This window comes from Ensifer sp. SL37 (assembly GCF_026672675.1).
GTDB classification, from domain to species: domain Bacteria; phylum Pseudomonadota; class Alphaproteobacteria; order Rhizobiales; family Rhizobiaceae; genus Ensifer; species Ensifer adhaerens.
In genome coordinates this window covers 257,382-272,988 of record NZ_JAPPRN010000001.1, presented here as the reverse complement: position 1 = coordinate 272,988, position 15,607 = coordinate 257,382, and the positions used below count along the sequence as shown (strand labels likewise).

Genomic DNA, 15,607 nt, shown 5'->3' with positions numbered 1-15,607 from the left:
CGCCCGGCGACGGTGCCGCAAACCTCAGGCCGCGCCCTTCTCGGTTCCGTGCGGGTTGTCGACCTTCGGCCAGATGTTCTTCGGCGCGCGCTTGTAGTCGGTCTTGGCGGGATTGTTCGGGTAAGGCGTGCCGGCCGAACAATAGAGGATTTCGGACGCGATCTTGGAGAACGAGGCGTAGAAGTGGTTGGTCGACTTGATGACCAGGATCTTCTTGCTTGTCGGGTCGATGCCCATCACCGAAAACAGGCTTGGATCGAAGCTCTGCGCGCGGGTCGAGTTGAGGATGATGTCGATGCCTTTGAAGCGAATGTGGGCCGCATCGCCGAAGGGGGCGAAGCTCTCGCCGAAGCGCATCTCGGCGTCGCGCACCAGCTTGACCACCTTGACCGTGCCATCGACCGGATTGCCGGTTCCCGGCGCCGACTTGGCGCCGAAGCGCAAGGGGATGTCGGCGCCTTCGCCGGCCGCCATGCAGATCTGCACCGCCATCGGGTCCCAGATCGTGCCGACCGCAACGTCGGTTGCGCCGCGAGCCAGCAGTTCTTCGAGCAGAACTGTCGCGTCGCCGGCCGTACCACCGCCCGGGTTGTCCCAGACATCGGCGATGACGACGGGACCTTTGGTTGCTGCGAGTGCCTCGTCGACCGCCTGCCTCTCGTCGATCTGCGGCATGATGAAGGTGCCGCGGTGGGAGAAGAGTTCCAGACCCAATTCCCGTGCGAGGCTCGCGCCTTTCTCCGGCTTGCCGTCGGTGACGGCGAGCAGCTTCGTTCCCATTTCCGGGACGTCGCCGGCCATGAAGCCGTGGATCACGGAGAGCGAAAGCACGTCTGCGTCTTCCTTCTCGATCCGCATCAGCTTGTCGACGAAGGAGCGCATCGGATCGCGAGATGTCGGGTAGACGTCGATCATCCGACAGTCGAAGATCGACATGACGGGCGTGATGCGGCCTTCGAGCGTGTCGACAGCGATCTTCCAGAGGTCCTCCGCGCGGTCGACGAAGTCGGTGTGCGGGAATTCCTTGAAGTAGACGAAGAAGTTCGATGCGGCGGCGCGGTTGGCCGTCAGGTGGCTGTGGGGATCAAGCTCGGCGCAGACGAGGATATCGGGACCGACGATCGCACGGACGCGCGTCAGCAGGTCGCCTTCGGGGTCTTCGTAGCCGTCGGCGACCATGGCGCCGTGCAGGCCGAGCACCACGGCATCGACGGGCATGGCGGCGCGCAACTGGCCGAGGATCTCGTCGCGCAGGCCCTCATAGGTCTCGCGGTTGACGAGGCCAGCCGGGTCCGCCCAGGTCGCGGTTCCCTCGATCAGTTCCCAGCCCTTCTCAGCGCAGACGCGCCGCCCGACGGTGATCGGCGCCGTGCAAAGCGTCGGCGTCTGCGGGTGTTCTCCCGGCGGGGCGTAGAGCGAGGCTTCGAAGGCCCGGCGGTCGATGCAGATCGGGGAGAAGGTATTGGTCTCGGTCGCAAGCGCCGCTGTGAAGATCCGCAATGCCGTTGCCTTTTCTATTGCGTCACGCCTGCAGCGCCGCACATCCGGCCGGATGTGCTAAGGCCGCTGCGGGCTCTAAGTCTGGCGCATGATTTTTCCCGGTTGCATGGCGATCCAGGAAACTACGCGGAAGCCGCGCCCATCGGGTTCGGCAGGTAGCCGGTAAAGCCGGCAATCTTCCAGCGTCCTTCGTGCAGACGGCAGTAATAGACCGTCTGCCATTTCAGGATGTCGACGCTGCCGTCCGTCTTCTTCAGGCTGCCATCGAACTTCTTGCGCGCCAACGCCTGGTCACCGTTGATCTCGATGTCCTCGAGCGTCGTCGTGGTGAAGATCGCCGTGCGCGGGTCTTCGGCGAAGCTCTGTGTCGCGAAATCCTGCGCCTGGCGCAGCCACTCTTCGCGATAGGCGGCCAGCGACGGGAAGGTCAGCCGCCAATTGTCCGGATTGGTTTCGCGGCGGCCGTCGATGCCGATGAAGCTCTCCCCGACGAAATCGTCTGCAACCATCGACCAGTCGGCGGCCAGAAAGGCAGTGATGTCGCGGGAGACCAGCATCTCCCAGATCGAGTGGCGTGCAGCATCGGAAGAGGGGAATGGATTGAGAAAAGGATCCCGCATATTCGCGCCCTGGATTGAAATTCTTTTCATGAATGGCGTTTTTCGCTAGCCAAATTCGGCTTTCTATGGTCACTTGTCAACGATCAAAGAAAATAATTTGCAAGAAGGCTCATGATGACGATCAAGCGCTATGGTGCGGAACAGGTCGGCGCTGGCGGCAAACCTTTGCCCTTCGCGCGCGCTGTCGAGGCGGACGGCTGGCTCTATGTCTCTGGTCAGGTTGCCATGGAAAACGGCGAGATCATCGAGGGCGGGATCATCCCCCAGACCCACAAGACGATCGCCAATGTGATGGCCATCCTGACGGAAGCCGGCTACGGTCCGGAGCATGTGGTTCGTTGCGGCGTCTGGCTCGACGATCCCAGGGATTTCTGGACATTCAACAAGATCTACCAGGAGTATTTCGGTGCTCATCCGCCGGCGCGGGCCTGCGTCCAGTCGTCGATGATGGTCGATTGCAAGGTCGAGATCGACTGCGTCGCCTATAAGCCGAAAGAAGGCTGATCCTGGAGCGGGAGCGGTTTTCTGCCCGCATCCCGCTCTCACTCGTGATCCGAAGCAAGGCATAAGCGGGCGATGGACATCTTCGCGACATTGCAGGAAGAAAAGGGGCGGCTCTCCCAGTCGGAAAACCGCATCGCCGATATTCTCCTGAACGATTTCGAGTTCGCGGTAAACGCCTCCATCATCGAGCTCGCGAGCAAGGCGGACGTTTCGCCGCCGACCGTCACCCGCTTCTGTCGGCGGTTGGGTTGTGACAGCTTCTCCGACTTCAAGGTGCAGCTCGCGCGGACCGCCTATATCGGCATGCGCTACCTGAAGCCCGAGCCGAAGAGCCGGGAGACCGGCGATGTCGCCCAGGACATCATCACCAAGTCGCAGAACGCGCTGTTTCTTCTGCATCGCTCGCTCGATCTCGCCGCGATCGAGCAGGCGGTCGAGCGGATTGCCTCAGCGGAAATGATCTACGCCTTTGGTTCCGGCGGCAATTCGTCGATGATCGCCGGCGAGCTTCAAAACCGGCTCTTTCGTTTCGGCCTGCGCATCACATCGAGCTCGGATCACAGCATGCAGTTGATGATGACGGCGGCGGCCCGGCCGACGGACGTGCTGATCGGCTCCTCCTTTTCCGGCCGCAACGCCGAACTCGTGCGCGCCTTCACGCTTGCGCGCGAACTGAAAGTGCCGACCATCGCGCTGACGCAGAGCGGCAGCCCGGTGGCCACCGCTGCCAGCATCACCGTTCCGGTCGATCTGCCGGAGGGCAACAATATCTACCGCCCCACCTCCACCCGCATCGCCTATCTGGCGCTGCTCGACATCCTCTCCAGTCTCGTCGCTTATCGGGTTCAGCCGCAGGCGACAGCCACACTTCGGCGCATCAAACAGCAGCTGGTGACCCACCGCGACGGTGACGACCGCCAGTTGCTCGGAGACTGACGTGCCGCGAAAGGTCAACGCATGACGCAATCTCTCGCGATCGTCACCGGCGCCGCCGGCGATATCGGCCGTGCTATCGCCCGCAAGCTTGCCGACGACCATGACGTGGTTCTGCTCGTCGACATCGATGCGGAGGCCGCCGAAAAGGCAGCGCGGGCGCTTGGCGACGGCAAGCGCTTCGTCGCAGTCGCCTGTGACGTCACCAATGCCGAAAGCGTGGCGGCGATGGCAGCGAAGGCCGCAGAGAAGGGCGCTGTCCGCACCCTCGTCAACAATGCTGGTGCTGCCCGTGCCGTCAGCCTGCACGACACGACGCCGGAGATCTGGCGCATGGACAATGCGCTGAACCTCGAGGCGGCCTTCCTCACTTTTCGCGCCGTCGAGGACATGCTGAAAGAGACCCACGGCTCGGTCGTCAACATCGCCTCGGTCAACGGCATGAACGTCTTCGGCCATCCGGCCTATAGCGCCGCCAAGGCCGGGCTCCTGCACCTGACCCGGCTGATTGCGGTCGAATACGGCAAGTTCGGCATCCGCTCGAATGCGGTGGCACCCGGCACGGTTCGCACCCAGGCCTGGGAGGCGAGGGCGGCATCGAACCCGGATGTCTTCGAAGAGGCGCGCCGCTGGTATCCGCTGCAGCGCATCGTCAATCCGGATGACGTCGCCAATGCCGTGCATTTTCTCGCAGGCCCGCTCGCGGCCGCCATTTCGGGCGTCTGCCTGCCTGTCGATTGCGGCCTGACCGCCGGACAGGCTGAGTTGGCCCGCACGTTCTCGCAATCAAACCACTACTGACATAGAGCATTCTGGAGGAAGAGCATGCACCCGGTTTCCTACCGTCTCGAGGCGTCCTGGCAGCCGGATGGCGGGCCGTTCGGGCGGTTTACCTTCACGCTGTTCAATTTCTCCGGCGCGCCACTTTCCGGCTTCAGGATCGTCTACACCTCGCTCACCCGGGTGATCGATCCCAAGGCCTGCGACAATGCCGTGTTCCTGCGCCGTAACGCCAATTTTCACGAATTCGCGCCGCCTGCGGGGCTGACGATCGAAAACGGCGGGAGCTGGACCTTCACCGTCAGCGGCCTGCACCGCAACGCGCGCCACTGCACCGACGGTGCCAAGTCCGCCTATCTGACGCTTGCCGATGGCGGTCACGTGCCGGTCGCTGTCTCCGATCTGTTGCTTGAAAATGCCGTCAGTGAACCCCCGCCGGTGCGGCTACCGGACGGCAAGCTCGATCAGCCCTATGCGTTGCAGCCCTGGCCAGCGAAGCTTGAGCTTCGTCCTGGAGACGGTTTTCCAGTGGTGCTCTATCCGGCGGTCGGCTCGACGGGCGAGGATGTCGCTGCCATCGATACGGTTCTGGCGATGTACCATCGGCTGTTCCCTGCGGGCCACGCCCCCTTCAGCCTGGCAGCCTCGAAGCAGGGGCGGGCGATTGTCTTTACCGCCGACGCTGGTCTTAAGGCTGAGGCCTATCGGCTCGACCTCTCTGAGACCGAAATCCGGCTTAGCTTTGGCGGCAGCGCCGGCCGGCAATATGGTTTGACCAGTCTGGCCCAGCTTCTGGATGGGGCACGCAACCATCCGGAAAAGTTCCGCTTTCCGGCGAGCGGCAAAATTTCGGATGCGCCGCGTTACAGCTGGCGCGGTTGCCATCTCGACGTCTCCCGCCAGTTCTACCCGACGGCGGATGTGGCGCGGCTGATTGACATTCTCGCCTGGTTCAAGCTCAACGTTTTCCACTGGCACCTGACCGACGACGAGGCCTGGCGCCTGGAGATCAAGGCCTACCCGCAGCTGACGACGCTTGGCGTCCTGCGCGGGCCGGATGAGCCGCTTCTGCCGCAGCTTGGTAATGGCGCTGAGCCTGTCGGCGGCTTCTACAGCCAAGCGGACGTGAGGGCGATCGTCGCGCAGGCGACGGCGCTGCATGTCGATGTCGTGCCGGAGATCGATATCCCTGGCCATAGCACGGCGACCTTGGTGGCGCTGCCGGATCTGACAGACGGTCAGGAGGCCCCGGAGAGCTACCATTCGGTTCAGGGCTATCCCAATAACGCGCTCAACCCGGCCGTTGCCTTTACCTACGAGTTTCTGGAGAAGGTCCTCGACGAAATGGTCGAGCTTTTCCCGAGCGCCTACATCCATATCGGCGGCGACGAAGTGGCGAACGGTTCTTGGCTCGCTTCGCCGCTGGCCAAGAAGCTGATGGAGCAGGAGGGCATCTCCGGCACCTTCGCGCTGCAGTCCTATTTCCTGAAGCGGGTGAAGCAGATGTTGACGGCGCGTGGCCGCAAGCTCGCCGGCTGGAACGAAGTGGCGCATGGCGGCGGTGTCTCGACCGAAGATACGCTGCTGATGGCTTGGGAGCGGCCGGAGGTCGGCATCGAGCTCGCCCGCGAAGGCTATGACGTGGTGATGACCCCCGGCCAGGCCTATTACCTCGACATGGCGCAGGCCGATGCCTGGCAGGAGCCAGGTGCAAGCTGGGCCGGCACGGCGACACCCGCCCACACCTACGGCTACGAGGCCGAGGGCGAATTCCCGGACGAGCTGAAGGCCCGCCTCAGAGGCGTGCAGGCGTGCATCTGGTCCGAGCATTATCTTTCGCGCGGCTACTTCAACCGGCTCGTCTTCCCGCGGCTTCCGGCGATCGCCGAGGCGGCATGGACACCGAAGTCGGCGAAGGACTGGCTGCGCTTTGCGGCCATCGCGCCGCTCAGCCCGAACCTCTGAGAGGAACGCTCATGCGCATCGCCGTTGGTGGCATCCATACCGAATGCAGCACCTATTCGCCTGTTCTGATGACAGAGGAAGATTTTCGCGTTCTGCGCGGCCAAACGCTGCTGGACGCCGAGTACTTCAGTTTCATGAAGGCCGAGGGTGTCGAGCATCTGCCGCTTTTGCATGCCCGCGCCGTGCCCGGCGGCCCCGTGTCGCGCCCAACCTACGACGCCTTCAAGGCCGAGTTCCTCGAAATGCTGCGTGACGCGCTGCCGATCGACGGGCTTTATCTCGCCATGCATGGCGCCATCAAGGTCGACGGGATGGACGACGCCGAAGGCGACTGGATCTCCGCCGCCCGCGCTGTCGTCGGTCCCAATTGCCCGGTGGCGGCGAGCTACGACCTGCATGGCAATGTCAGCCAGGAGATCATCGACCAGCTCGATATTTTTGCCGCCTACCGCACCGCGCCGCATATCGATACGCCGGAGACCATGACCCGTGCCTGGTCGATGCTGGTATCTGCGCTGAGAGACGGGACGCGCCCGGGCATCGCCTGGGCACCGGTCCCGGTCCTGCTTCCCGGCGAATGCACCTCGACCGAGGACGAGCCGGCAAAGTCGCTCTACGTGCAACTGCCCGAGATCGATAAGCGGCCGGGCGTTCTCGATGCCAACCTGATGGTGGGCTACGTCTGGGCCGACGAGCCGCGGGCGACCGCCTGTGCGGTCGTAACGGCCACCGACAGGGCGGCGGCCAAACGGGCAGCGGAAGAGATTGCCGCGGGCTACTGGTCGGAACGTCGAAACTTCCGCTTCGGTCCGGTCACCGGACCGCTCAACGAAATGCTGGATATCGCCGAGCGGGCGACGACGACGCCGATCATTCTTGCGGACTCCGGCGACAACCCGACCGGCGGCGGCGTTGGTGATCGCGCAGACGTGCTGAAGGCGCTGCTCGCCCGCGGCTGGCGGGGCGCGTTGATCGCCGGCATCACGGACCTGCCGGCGGTCGAAGCCTGCTTTGCCGCTGGGGTCGGCGAAACGTTGATGCTCAAGATCGGCGGCAGCCTCGATCCGGCAAGCCCCCGTGCGGAGATGCTGGCCGAGGTCGTCACGCTGGATGATCCCGGGCCTGCGAAAGAGCGGCAGGCGGTGGTGCGGGTCGGCGCGATCGATGTCGTTATCGCGGCACGGCGCAGGCCCTACCACAACATCGAGGACTTCCGGCGGCTGGGCCTCGACCCTGAGGCGGTGCGGCTGCTCGTCGTCAAATCGGGCTACCTGTCGCCCGAACTGGCGCCGATCGCCAACCCCAACCTGATGGCCCTGACCGAAGGGGTCGTCAATCAGGACATCCAAGGGCTCGCGAGCCTCCGCCGTCAGCGGCCGGCCTACCCCTTCGATCAGGACTTTTCCTTTGAACCCGTCGCCCGCTTTTCGGCGCGTTGGTCGAGCGGCGCCTGAGACATGCTTCGCACATTTCCTACCCGAGTTTCGGGTAGGGGCTTCCCTCAAAGCACCGCGCGTCGTTCGACGCGCATGGGCGCTGAAACGCCTTAGCCTTCCGCATAACACCGTCCTTAAATCGATCACAATTTAAGCGATTGTGCGATATCCTCCACCCGCTTCGCGGACACATTCTAGCATGACCTCCACCATTCTCAGCGCCATGCGCAACCCGGCCATGCGGATCAGCATGCTGGCAATCTTCCTGTTCGGGTTTGCCGGTGCGGCCACCTCGCCCTACCAGTCCGTCGTCGGCATCAACGAGCTGGGGCTCAGCGATGCCGTCTATTCGCTGCTGATCCTGCTTGCCTCGACGGTGAACGTCATCGTCAGTGTTTCGATCGGCATTCTGGCCGATCGCGTCGGCAACTACCGGCTGCTGATGTCGACGGCGATCTTTTTCGGCGTTGTCGGCTACGGCATCGTCTATGTGCTCCCGCATCAGATGAGCTTCGTCGTTAGCGTCTTGTTGCTGTTGCCGATCTACGGCGCGGTCTACACGCTGCTCTTTGCCAATGTGCGCAGCATCGCCCGGCGGATGAGCGGCCATGACGCTGCCTCGCTCACGACGGGCGCCCGCGCGGCCATATCAGTGTCCTGGGTTCTGGTGCCAGGACTGGTCGGCTTTGCCCTCGCCGGCGGCGACAGCATGCTGCCGGCCTATCTGCTCGCCTGTCTCGGCTGCCTCGCCAATCTGCTGATCGTCTATTTTAAACTGCCCAACGAAAATGGGGCCGACGCATCGCTCGGCAAGCGGCTTTCTTACTGGACGTCTTTTCGGGAGATCCTGGCGCCGGGGATTTTCCTGCGCGTCATCGCCGTTGCGATCATCACCTCGTCGCTGCACGTCAACGCCGCCGTGCTGCCCCTGATCATGACCGACGAGATCGGCGGCAGCGTCACCGATATCGGCATCATCGTTGGGATCGTCGCTTTCCTCGAAGTCGTGTTCATCTTCGTCTGGGCGCGCATCCAGCTGAGCCTTGTTCCATTCAAGGCGCTGGCGCTCGGAACCGCGATCTACATCGGCTACATGGTGCTGCTCGGCTTCTCGACGGCGACCTGGCAGATCTACGCGCTCACCGTGATCAGTGCCTTTGGTGCCGCCGCGTTGATCACGATCCCGATCAGCTACCTCCAGGACCTGATTGCCGACCGCCCGGGCCTCGGAAGCTCATTGCTCGCCGTGAACCTCTTCCTGAGCGGCGGCCTTTGCGCCGGGCTTTTTGCGCTCGGCACGCGGATCAGCGACTATTCGGGCACGGCGCTGCTTGGCGGCGCCGCAGGCCTTGCCGGGCTGGTGCTGCTGCTCGCGCTCGACGGCGATAAAACAGGGAAGAAAACAGTCCGCCGCTCGTGAATTAGTCCCAGGGCTCATCGACAAAACTGCAGGTGAACTTTGTCTGGTTGTCCTGGAGACATCTCTTCTTTTGATCGGCGAGGATCATGATCCTCGCGAAGAAGCGCGAAAAGTCGGCCTTGCTGGAGGTAAACGTGGCTATCCCCAAAGCGTGCGCCTGGGCCTGCGCCACGCAGGTCGCCAATTCCTGATCGGGGACATCGCTGTTTGCAACGATGACAGCGCGGTCAAATCGCCCTTCCGCGGAATAGTTCACGGCGGAAGCGCAATTTGGTACGCCAGTTGCTGCAGTATCGTTCAGCAACCGCTCGTAGTAGGGGTCGAAGCCGAAATCTTCAATTTTGCTGACGTCGACCCGGCCATTCTTGACGACGTCCTTTCTGAAGATCACGCCGATGGTGTTTCTTCCGAGGCCCGGTTGGGCCTTGGTCTCAATTCCGGCGGCCATGGCGATCATTTGAATTGTCGAGAAGACCACGTCCCTCTTCTTGGTCTCCCCTTGGCTCATTCCGACGCCAATAAATTCCGGGAAGGCGGTAAAGTGCCGTTCTCCGTTGCGAACAGGGCCGAAGAAACTCACGTTTTGAGCGACCGCAGACGAGGCAACAAAGACGCTCGCAAGAAGCCCGGTGGCAAACATAAGATGTCTAATGGTTCTTCTCCCGTACCCGCCCTAGCGCATGAAGCCTTCTCATAAAAAACCAGCGCTCGCGTGAGCGAACAGAGATGTTCTGCAACGCGTCGCCAGCAATGCGATGGCATCTCGATTTTTCTAGCATTGCTATCAACAGCTGCAAGGCGCCGGAGCGAGGAAGACGCAGTCCTGACGCTAGTCTCATCAAAAAGTGATTGGGGCGCCTTTCGGCGCCCCAATCAGTACGTCCGTGAGTATGTCGGTCGAGAGCGGATCAGTTGCCGAGAATGCCCGGCAGGCGCAGGCCCTTTTCCTTGGCGCAATCGAGCGCAATGTCGTAGCCCGCATCGGCATGGCGCATGACGCCGGTTGCCGGGTCGTTCCAGAGCACGCGTTCGAGGCGCTTGGCCGCATCGTCGGTACCATCGGCGCAGATGACGACGCCCGAATGCTGCGAGAAGCCCATTCCGACGCCGCCGCCGTGGTGCAGCGACACCCAGGTGGCGCCCGATGCGGTGTTGAGCAGGGCGTTGAGCAGCGGCCAGTCCGAAACAGCGTCCGAGCCGTCCTTCATCGCTTCGGTCTCGCGGTTCGGCGAAGCGACCGAGCCGGAATCGAGGTGGTCGCGGCCGATGACGACCGGCGCCTTCAGTTCGCCGTTCTTGACCATTTCGTTGAAGGCGAGGCCGAGGCGGTGGCGATCGCCGAGTCCGACCCAGCAGATGCGCGCCGGCAGGCCCTGGAAGGCGATGCGCTCACGTGCCATGTCCAGCCAGTTGTGCAGGTGCTTGTTGTCGGGCAGCAGTTCCTTGACCTTGGCGTCGGTCTTGTAGATGTCTTCCGGATCGCCGGACAGGGCCGCCCAGCGGAACGGGCCAACGCCGCGGCAAAAGAGCGGGCGGATATAGGCCGGAACGAAGCCCGGGAAGGCAAAGGCGTTTTCGAGGCCTTCTTCCTTGGCCATCTGGCGGATGTTGTTGCCGTAGTCGAAGGTCGGGATGCCCATGTCCTGGAAGGCGATCATCGCTTCGACGTGGTCGCGCATCGAGGCGCGCGCGGCCTTTTCGACGGCCTTCGGATCGCTGACGCGCTTTTCCTTCCACTGGCCCATGGTCCAGCCCTTCGGCAGGTAACCGTTGACCGGGTCGTGCGCAGAGGTCTGGTCGGTGACCATGTCCGGGCGGATGCCGCGACGGACCATCTCCGGCAGGATTTCGGCGGTGTTGCCGAGCAGGCCGACGGACTTGGCTTCGCCGTTCTTCGTCCAGCGGGCGATCATCTCCATCGCTTCGTCCAGCGTCTCGGCCTTTTCGTCGAGGTAGCGGGTGCGCAGGCGGAAATCGATCGAGTCCGGGTTGCATTCGACGGCCAGGCACGAAGCGCCTGCCATGACGGCGGCGAGCGGCTGGGCGCCACCCATGCCGCCGAGGCCGCCGGTCAGCACCCACTTGCCCTTAAGGTTGTCGCCATAGTGCTGACGACCGGCTTCGACGAAGGTTTCGTAGGTGCCCTGAACGATGCCTTGCGTGCCGATATAGATCCACGAGCCGGCGGTCATCTGGCCGTACATGGCGAGACCCTTCTTATCCAGCTCGTTGAAGTGATCCCAGGTCGCCCAGTGCGGCACGAGGTTGGAGTTGGCGATGAGAACGCGGGGCGCATCCTTGTGGGTGCGGAACACGCCGACCGGCTTGCCCGACTGCACCATCAAGGTTTCGTCGTCGTTGAGGTCCTTCAGCGTCTCTACGATCTTGTCGAAATCGGCCCACGTGCGGGCGGCACGACCGATGCCGCCGTAGACGACCAGCTCGTGCGGGTTTTCCGCGACGTTCGGGTCCAGATTGTTCATCAGCATGCGCAGCGGCGCTTCGGTCAGCCAGCTCTTGGCATTGAGCGTGGTGCCCAGAGGGGCGCGCACGTCGCGAATATTGTGGCGCGGATTGTTGATGGTCATGCCTCGCTCCCTGTCAGTGTCTTGAGGTCAAATGCGATGGTTTCGATGCGGTTCAGGATCGCACCCAGCGGCTTTCGCAACAGGGCGGATCGTGTGGCGTCGAGCGCGAAAGGCAGCTCTTCGGCGGCGAGATGGGTCGATTGCGCGAGCTCCATCTGGATGGCATGCACGCCGGTTTCCGGGCGGCCATAGTGGCGGGTGGTCCAGCCGCCCTTGAAGCGGCCGTTGAGAATGCTGCTGTAACCTTCCGCAGCGGCAGCGATTTCGGCCGTCGCCTTCTCGATGTCAGGCGCGCAGGTCTTGCCCATGTCGGTGCCGATGTTGAGATCCGGCAGCTTGCCTTCGAACAGGAACGGAATGCGCGAGCGGATCGAGTGGCAGTCATAAAGCACGACCACGCCATGGATCGCCTTGACCCGCTCGATCTCGGCGGCAAGGGCCGCGTGATAGGGCGCATGGAATGACCGGAGCCGTTCGGCGATATCCGCTTCGGTCGGTGCCTCTCCGTCCTTCCAGATCGGCTTGCCGTCGAAATCCGTTTCCGGGATCAATCCGGTCGTGTTCTGGCCGGGATAGAGGCTGACGCCCTCGGGATCGCGGTTGGCGTCGATCACGTAGCGGTGGAAGGTGGCGCGAACGACGGTCACCTCCGGCAGCAGGCCATCATAAAGTTGATGGATATGCCAGTCGGCATCGGCGAGGATGCGACCGTTATTGTTCAGCCGATCCCAGATCGCAGCCGGCACGTCGGTGCCGGTATGCGGAAAGCCGAGAATGACCGGCGAGTTGCCTTGTCTGACTTCGACGACCGCCATTTCAGGCCTCCAGGCTTGGCAGGATGCCGGCGGAGACGGCGGCGTTCAGACGGCCCGAGGCGATGAGGTCGCCGGCGGCCTTGAGGTCGTTGGCCATGTAGCGGTCCTCTTCGATCGTCGGCGAGACGGCGCGAAGGGCGGCAGCGGCCTTCTGCAATTCAGGGCTCGTGGCGAGCGGCGCGCGGAATTCGACGCCTTGGACGGCGGTCAGTGCTTCGATGCCGACGATTGAGAACAGGTTCTCGGTCATCTGCAGCAGGCGGCGCGCGCCGTGGCAGGCCATGGAAACGTGGTCTTCCTGGTTCGCCGACGTCGGCGTCGAGTCGACAGACGCCGGATGCGAGAGCTGCTTGTTCTCCGACATCAGCGCCGCCGAGGTGACTTCCGCGATCATCAGACCAGAGTTCAGGCCCGGCTTCTTGGCGAGGAAGGCCGGCAGGCCGTAGGAGAGAGCCGGGTCTACGAGCAGCGCGATGCGGCGCTGCGAGATCGCGCCGATCTCGCAGACGGCAAGGGCGATCTGGTCGGCGGCAAAGGCAACCGGCTCGGCGTGGAAGTTGCCGCCGGAGACGACCGAGTTGTCAGAAAGAACGAGCGGGTTGTCGGTGACGGCGTTGGCTTCGGTTTCAAGCACGCGGGCGACCGAGCGCAGCAGATCGAGGCAGGCGCCGTCGACCTGCGGCTGGCAGCGGATGCAATAGGGATCCTGCACGCGCTCATCGCCTTCGATGTGGCTTTCGCGGATTGCCGAACCGGCAAGCAGCGCGCGGAGAGCCGCGGCCGTATCGATCTGGCCGCGATGACCGCGCAACGTATGGATATCCGGATGGAAGGGCGCTGACGAGCCCATGGCCGCATCGGTCGACATGGCCCCGGTGATGAGTGCCGCCTGTGCGGCACGATGGGCGCGGAAGAGACCGGCGAGTGCCAGCGCCGTCGACGTCTGGGTGCCGTTGATCAGCGCAAGGCCTTCCTTGGCCGCCAGCACCACCGGTTTGAGGCCGGCGGCGGACAGCGCTTCGCCGCCGGACATGCGACGGCCTTCGAAATAAGCTTCGCCGTGGCCCATCATGACTGCGGCCATATGGGCGAGCGGGGCGAGGTCGCCGGAGGCGCCGACCGAGCCCTTTTCGGGAATGACAGGGATGACGCCCTTTTCGAGCATAGCTTCGATCAGCCGCACGAGTTCGAGGCGGACGCCGGAGGCGCCGCGACCGAGCGAGACGAGCTTCAGCGACAGGATGAGGCGAACGACGTTCTCGGCGAGCGGCTCGCCGACGCCGCAGCAATGCGACAGGATCAGGTTGCGCTGCAGCGTTGCAACGTCGGCGCTGTCGATCTTGATCGAGGCGAGTTTGCCGAAGCCGGTGTTGATGCCGTAGACCGGCGCGTTACCGGCGACGATCTCGGCAATGCGGGCGGCAGCCTTGTTGATGCCGGCGTCAAAGGACGGATCGAGGCGGGCCGGCTCGCCGGTCCAGTAAATGGTTTCGAGATCGCGGAGGGGCACGGAGCCCGGGTGTAGAGTGATGGTCATTGACCGATCCTTTGCCCTCTAAAGATGCGTTCATGAAGCGGATTGAAGCCGATGCGGTAGACGAGCTCGGCCGGATCCTCGATGTTCCAGATTGCCAGATCGGCGGATTTTCCGACTTCGATCGTGCCGGTTTCGGCCAGTAGGCCAAGCGCGCGGGCGGCTTCGCGCGTCGCACCGGCAAGGCATTCGGCAACCGTCAGCCGGAAGAACGTCGCCGACATGTTCATGGTGAGAAGCAGCGAGGTCAGCGGCGAGGTGCCGGGATTGCAGTCGGTGGCGATCGCGATACGCGCGCCGGCATCACGCAAAGCCTGGACCGGCGGCAGGCGCTCTTCGCGCAGCGCATAGAAGGCGCCGGGCAAAAGCACGGCGACCGTACCTGATTTGGCCAGGGCCGCAGCCCCTTCGGCGTCGAGATATTCGAGGTGGTCGGCCGAAAGCGCGCCGTAGGAGGCCGCGAGCTTTGCGCCGCCAAGGTTGGAGAGCTGTTCTGCGTGCAGCTTGACCGGCAGGCCGAGTGCCTTGGCGCGGTCAAAGACGCGGGCGATCTCGGCAGTCGAAAACGCGATGCCCTCGCAGAAACCGTCGACCGCATCGACCAGGCCTTCGGCATGGGCGGCGTCGAGGCCGGGCAGCACGACATCGGTGACGTAGTCATCGTTGCGGCCCTTGTAGTCCACAGGCGTTGCGTGTGCGGCGAGATAGCTCGTCACAACGCGCACTGGCCGCAGCGTTTCGAGTTTGCGGGCGGCCCGCAGCATGTTGAGCTCGGCCGTGACGTTCAGTCCGTAGCCGGATTTGATTTCGACGGTCGAGACGCCTTCGGCAAGAAGCGTGTCGAGCCGCGGCAGGGCGCTTTCGACAAGCTGGTCGACGGTCATCGCATTGGTCGCCTTGACCGAGGAAACGATGCCGCCACCGGCGCGCGCAATCTCTTCATAGGTGGCGCCTTCGAGGCGCATCTGGAATTCGCGGGCGCGGTTGCCGCCATGAACGAGATGGGTGTGGCAGTCGATGAGAGCGGGCGTCACTACGCGGCCCTCGTAGTCCGTCGCTTCGAGGCTGCGTGCGAGGTCGGCAGGCAGTCCGTTCTCCGGCCCGGCATAGGCGATACGCCCATCGACGACCGCAACGGCCGCATTCTCGACGGGGCCAAGACCGTCAACGGTTTCGCCAAGCGTCAAGAGACGCACATTGCGCCAGATGCCGGATGTCTGCCTGCGGGTCGAGAGTTCTTTCATTAGGTCGCCTCCACTGAATATAATGTATATACATATTAATCCGCTCCACAAGGGGAAATTTATGGAGCCTGCGGAAAAGGAAAGGGTGATCGGCCGAGTGAAACAGAGCGGGGGCTTTGAGGAGATGGCCGTAGAACTCTGATTTCTCCAGAATTTCTCCCCCCGGGTTCGTCAACACGGCAGGCAAAAAGAAAAGGCCCCGAGCCCTGAGGTTCGGAACCTTTGTCTGTGTCCTTGGAATGGGGATCGCGACGCGTGCCCGCGACCC

Annotated in this window: 13 protein-coding genes; 6 read left to right on the top strand and 7 right to left on the bottom strand. The window is 63.4% G+C overall.

Annotation, left to right across the window (positions count from 1 at the left end):
* Window positions 1-24 precede the first annotated feature (24 nt).
* Window positions 25-1,500: a M81 family metallopeptidase gene (locus tag OVA00_RS01295; RefSeq protein ID WP_268087718.1), complete on the bottom strand. Its 1,476-nt coding sequence runs from the start codon at window positions 1,498-1,500 to the stop codon at window positions 25-27.
* Window positions 1,501-1,622: 122 nt separating this feature from the next.
* A complete protein-coding gene (locus tag OVA00_RS01290) occupies window positions 1,623-2,120 on the bottom strand; it encodes a hypothetical protein (protein WP_034799555.1) in 498 nt (165 codons plus the stop codon).
* 114 nt (window positions 2,121-2,234) lie between these two features.
* Here OVA00_RS01290 and OVA00_RS01285 point away from each other — a divergent pair, with 114 nt between their 5' ends.
* From OVA00_RS01285 to OVA00_RS01260, 6 genes are all read left to right on the top strand, one after another.
* A complete protein-coding gene (locus OVA00_RS01285; protein ID WP_034799761.1) occupies window positions 2,235-2,624 on the top strand; it encodes a RidA family protein in 390 nt (129 codons plus the stop codon).
* Window positions 2,625-2,696: 72 nt separating this feature from the next.
* On the top strand, window positions 2,697-3,560 hold the full coding sequence (locus tag OVA00_RS01280; protein WP_034799558.1) for a MurR/RpiR family transcriptional regulator: 864 nt from the start codon (window positions 2,697-2,699) through the stop codon (window positions 3,558-3,560).
* A gap of 21 nt (window positions 3,561-3,581) precedes the next feature.
* A complete protein-coding gene (locus OVA00_RS01275) occupies window positions 3,582-4,358 on the top strand; it encodes an SDR family oxidoreductase (RefSeq protein ID WP_034799561.1) in 777 nt (258 codons plus the stop codon).
* 24 nt (window positions 4,359-4,382) lie between these two features.
* Window positions 4,383-6,302 carry a beta-N-acetylhexosaminidase gene (locus tag OVA00_RS01270; protein ID WP_034799563.1) on the top strand — a complete coding sequence of 640 codons (1,920 nt, stop codon included), beginning with the start codon at window positions 4,383-4,385 and terminating at the stop codon, window positions 6,300-6,302.
* Window positions 6,303-6,313: 11 nt separating this feature from the next.
* The gene (locus tag OVA00_RS01265; protein WP_034799565.1) at window positions 6,314-7,756 is read left to right on the top strand and encodes a M81 family metallopeptidase; all 1,443 of its coding nucleotides are present in this window, start codon (window positions 6,314-6,316) and stop codon (window positions 7,754-7,756) included.
* A gap of 181 nt (window positions 7,757-7,937) precedes the next feature.
* Complete coding sequence (locus OVA00_RS01260) at window positions 7,938-9,158, top strand: MFS transporter (RefSeq protein ID WP_127889967.1); 1,221 nt, start codon at window positions 7,938-7,940, stop codon at window positions 9,156-9,158.
* Between the two features lies 1 nt (window position 9,159).
* On the opposite strand, the gene OVA00_RS01255 is transcribed toward OVA00_RS01260, so the two are convergent.
* From OVA00_RS01255 to hutI, 5 genes are all read right to left on the bottom strand, one after another.
* Window positions 9,160-9,798 carry a hypothetical protein gene (locus tag OVA00_RS01255; RefSeq protein ID WP_034799569.1) on the bottom strand — a complete coding sequence of 213 codons (639 nt, stop codon included), beginning with the start codon at window positions 9,796-9,798 and terminating at the stop codon, window positions 9,160-9,162.
* Between the two features lie 268 nt (window positions 9,799-10,066).
* Entirely contained in the window at window positions 10,067-11,740 is a 1,674-nt protein-coding gene (hutU, locus tag OVA00_RS01250; RefSeq protein WP_192444890.1) for a urocanate hydratase, read from the bottom strand.
* Between the two features lie 2 nt (window positions 11,741-11,742).
* Entirely contained in the window at window positions 11,743-12,561 is an 819-nt protein-coding gene (gene hutG, locus OVA00_RS01245; RefSeq protein ID WP_192444814.1) for an N-formylglutamate deformylase, read from the bottom strand.
* Window position 12,562: 1 nt separating this feature from the next.
* Window positions 12,563-14,098, bottom strand: a complete 1,536-nt coding sequence (gene hutH / locus OVA00_RS01240; protein WP_060530312.1) for a histidine ammonia-lyase — start codon at window positions 14,096-14,098, stop codon at window positions 12,563-12,565.
* On the bottom strand, window positions 14,095-15,339 hold the full coding sequence (gene hutI, locus OVA00_RS01235) for an imidazolonepropionase (RefSeq protein ID WP_192444816.1): 1,245 nt from the start codon (window positions 15,337-15,339) through the stop codon (window positions 14,095-14,097). Before hutI ends, hutH begins: the two co-directional genes overlap by 4 nt.
* Window positions 15,340-15,607: the final 268 nt, after the last annotated feature.

Excerpts from the sequence above, each read along its gene's own strand:
- OVA00_RS01290 (WP_034799555.1), bottom strand. The coding sequence starts at position 2,120 with ATGCGGGATCCTTTTCTCAATCCATTCCCCTCTTCCGATGCTGCACGC.
- OVA00_RS01285 (WP_034799761.1), top strand. The coding sequence starts at position 2,235 with ATGACGATCAAGCGCTATGGTGCGGAACAGGTCGGCGCTGGCGGCAAA.
- OVA00_RS01280 (WP_034799558.1), top strand. The coding sequence starts at position 2,697 with ATGGACATCTTCGCGACATTGCAGGAAGAAAAGGGGCGGCTCTCCCAG.
- OVA00_RS01275 (WP_034799561.1), top strand. The coding sequence starts at position 3,582 with ATGACGCAATCTCTCGCGATCGTCACCGGCGCCGCCGGCGATATCGGC.
- OVA00_RS01270 (WP_034799563.1), top strand. The coding sequence starts at position 4,383 with ATGCACCCGGTTTCCTACCGTCTCGAGGCGTCCTGGCAGCCGGATGGC.
- OVA00_RS01265 (WP_034799565.1), top strand. The coding sequence starts at position 6,314 with ATGCGCATCGCCGTTGGTGGCATCCATACCGAATGCAGCACCTATTCG.
- OVA00_RS01260 (WP_127889967.1), top strand. The coding sequence starts at position 7,938 with ATGACCTCCACCATTCTCAGCGCCATGCGCAACCCGGCCATGCGGATC.
- OVA00_RS01255 (WP_034799569.1), bottom strand. The coding sequence starts at position 9,798 with ATGTTTGCCACCGGGCTTCTTGCGAGCGTCTTTGTTGCCTCGTCTGCG.
- hutG (WP_192444814.1), bottom strand. The coding sequence starts at position 12,561 with ATGGCGGTCGTCGAAGTCAGACAAGGCAACTCGCCGGTCATTCTCGGC.
- hutH (WP_060530312.1), bottom strand. The coding sequence starts at position 14,098 with ATGACCATCACTCTACACCCGGGCTCCGTGCCCCTCCGCGATCTCGAA.
- hutI (WP_192444816.1), bottom strand. The coding sequence starts at position 15,339 with ATGAAAGAACTCTCGACCCGCAGGCAGACATCCGGCATCTGGCGCAAT.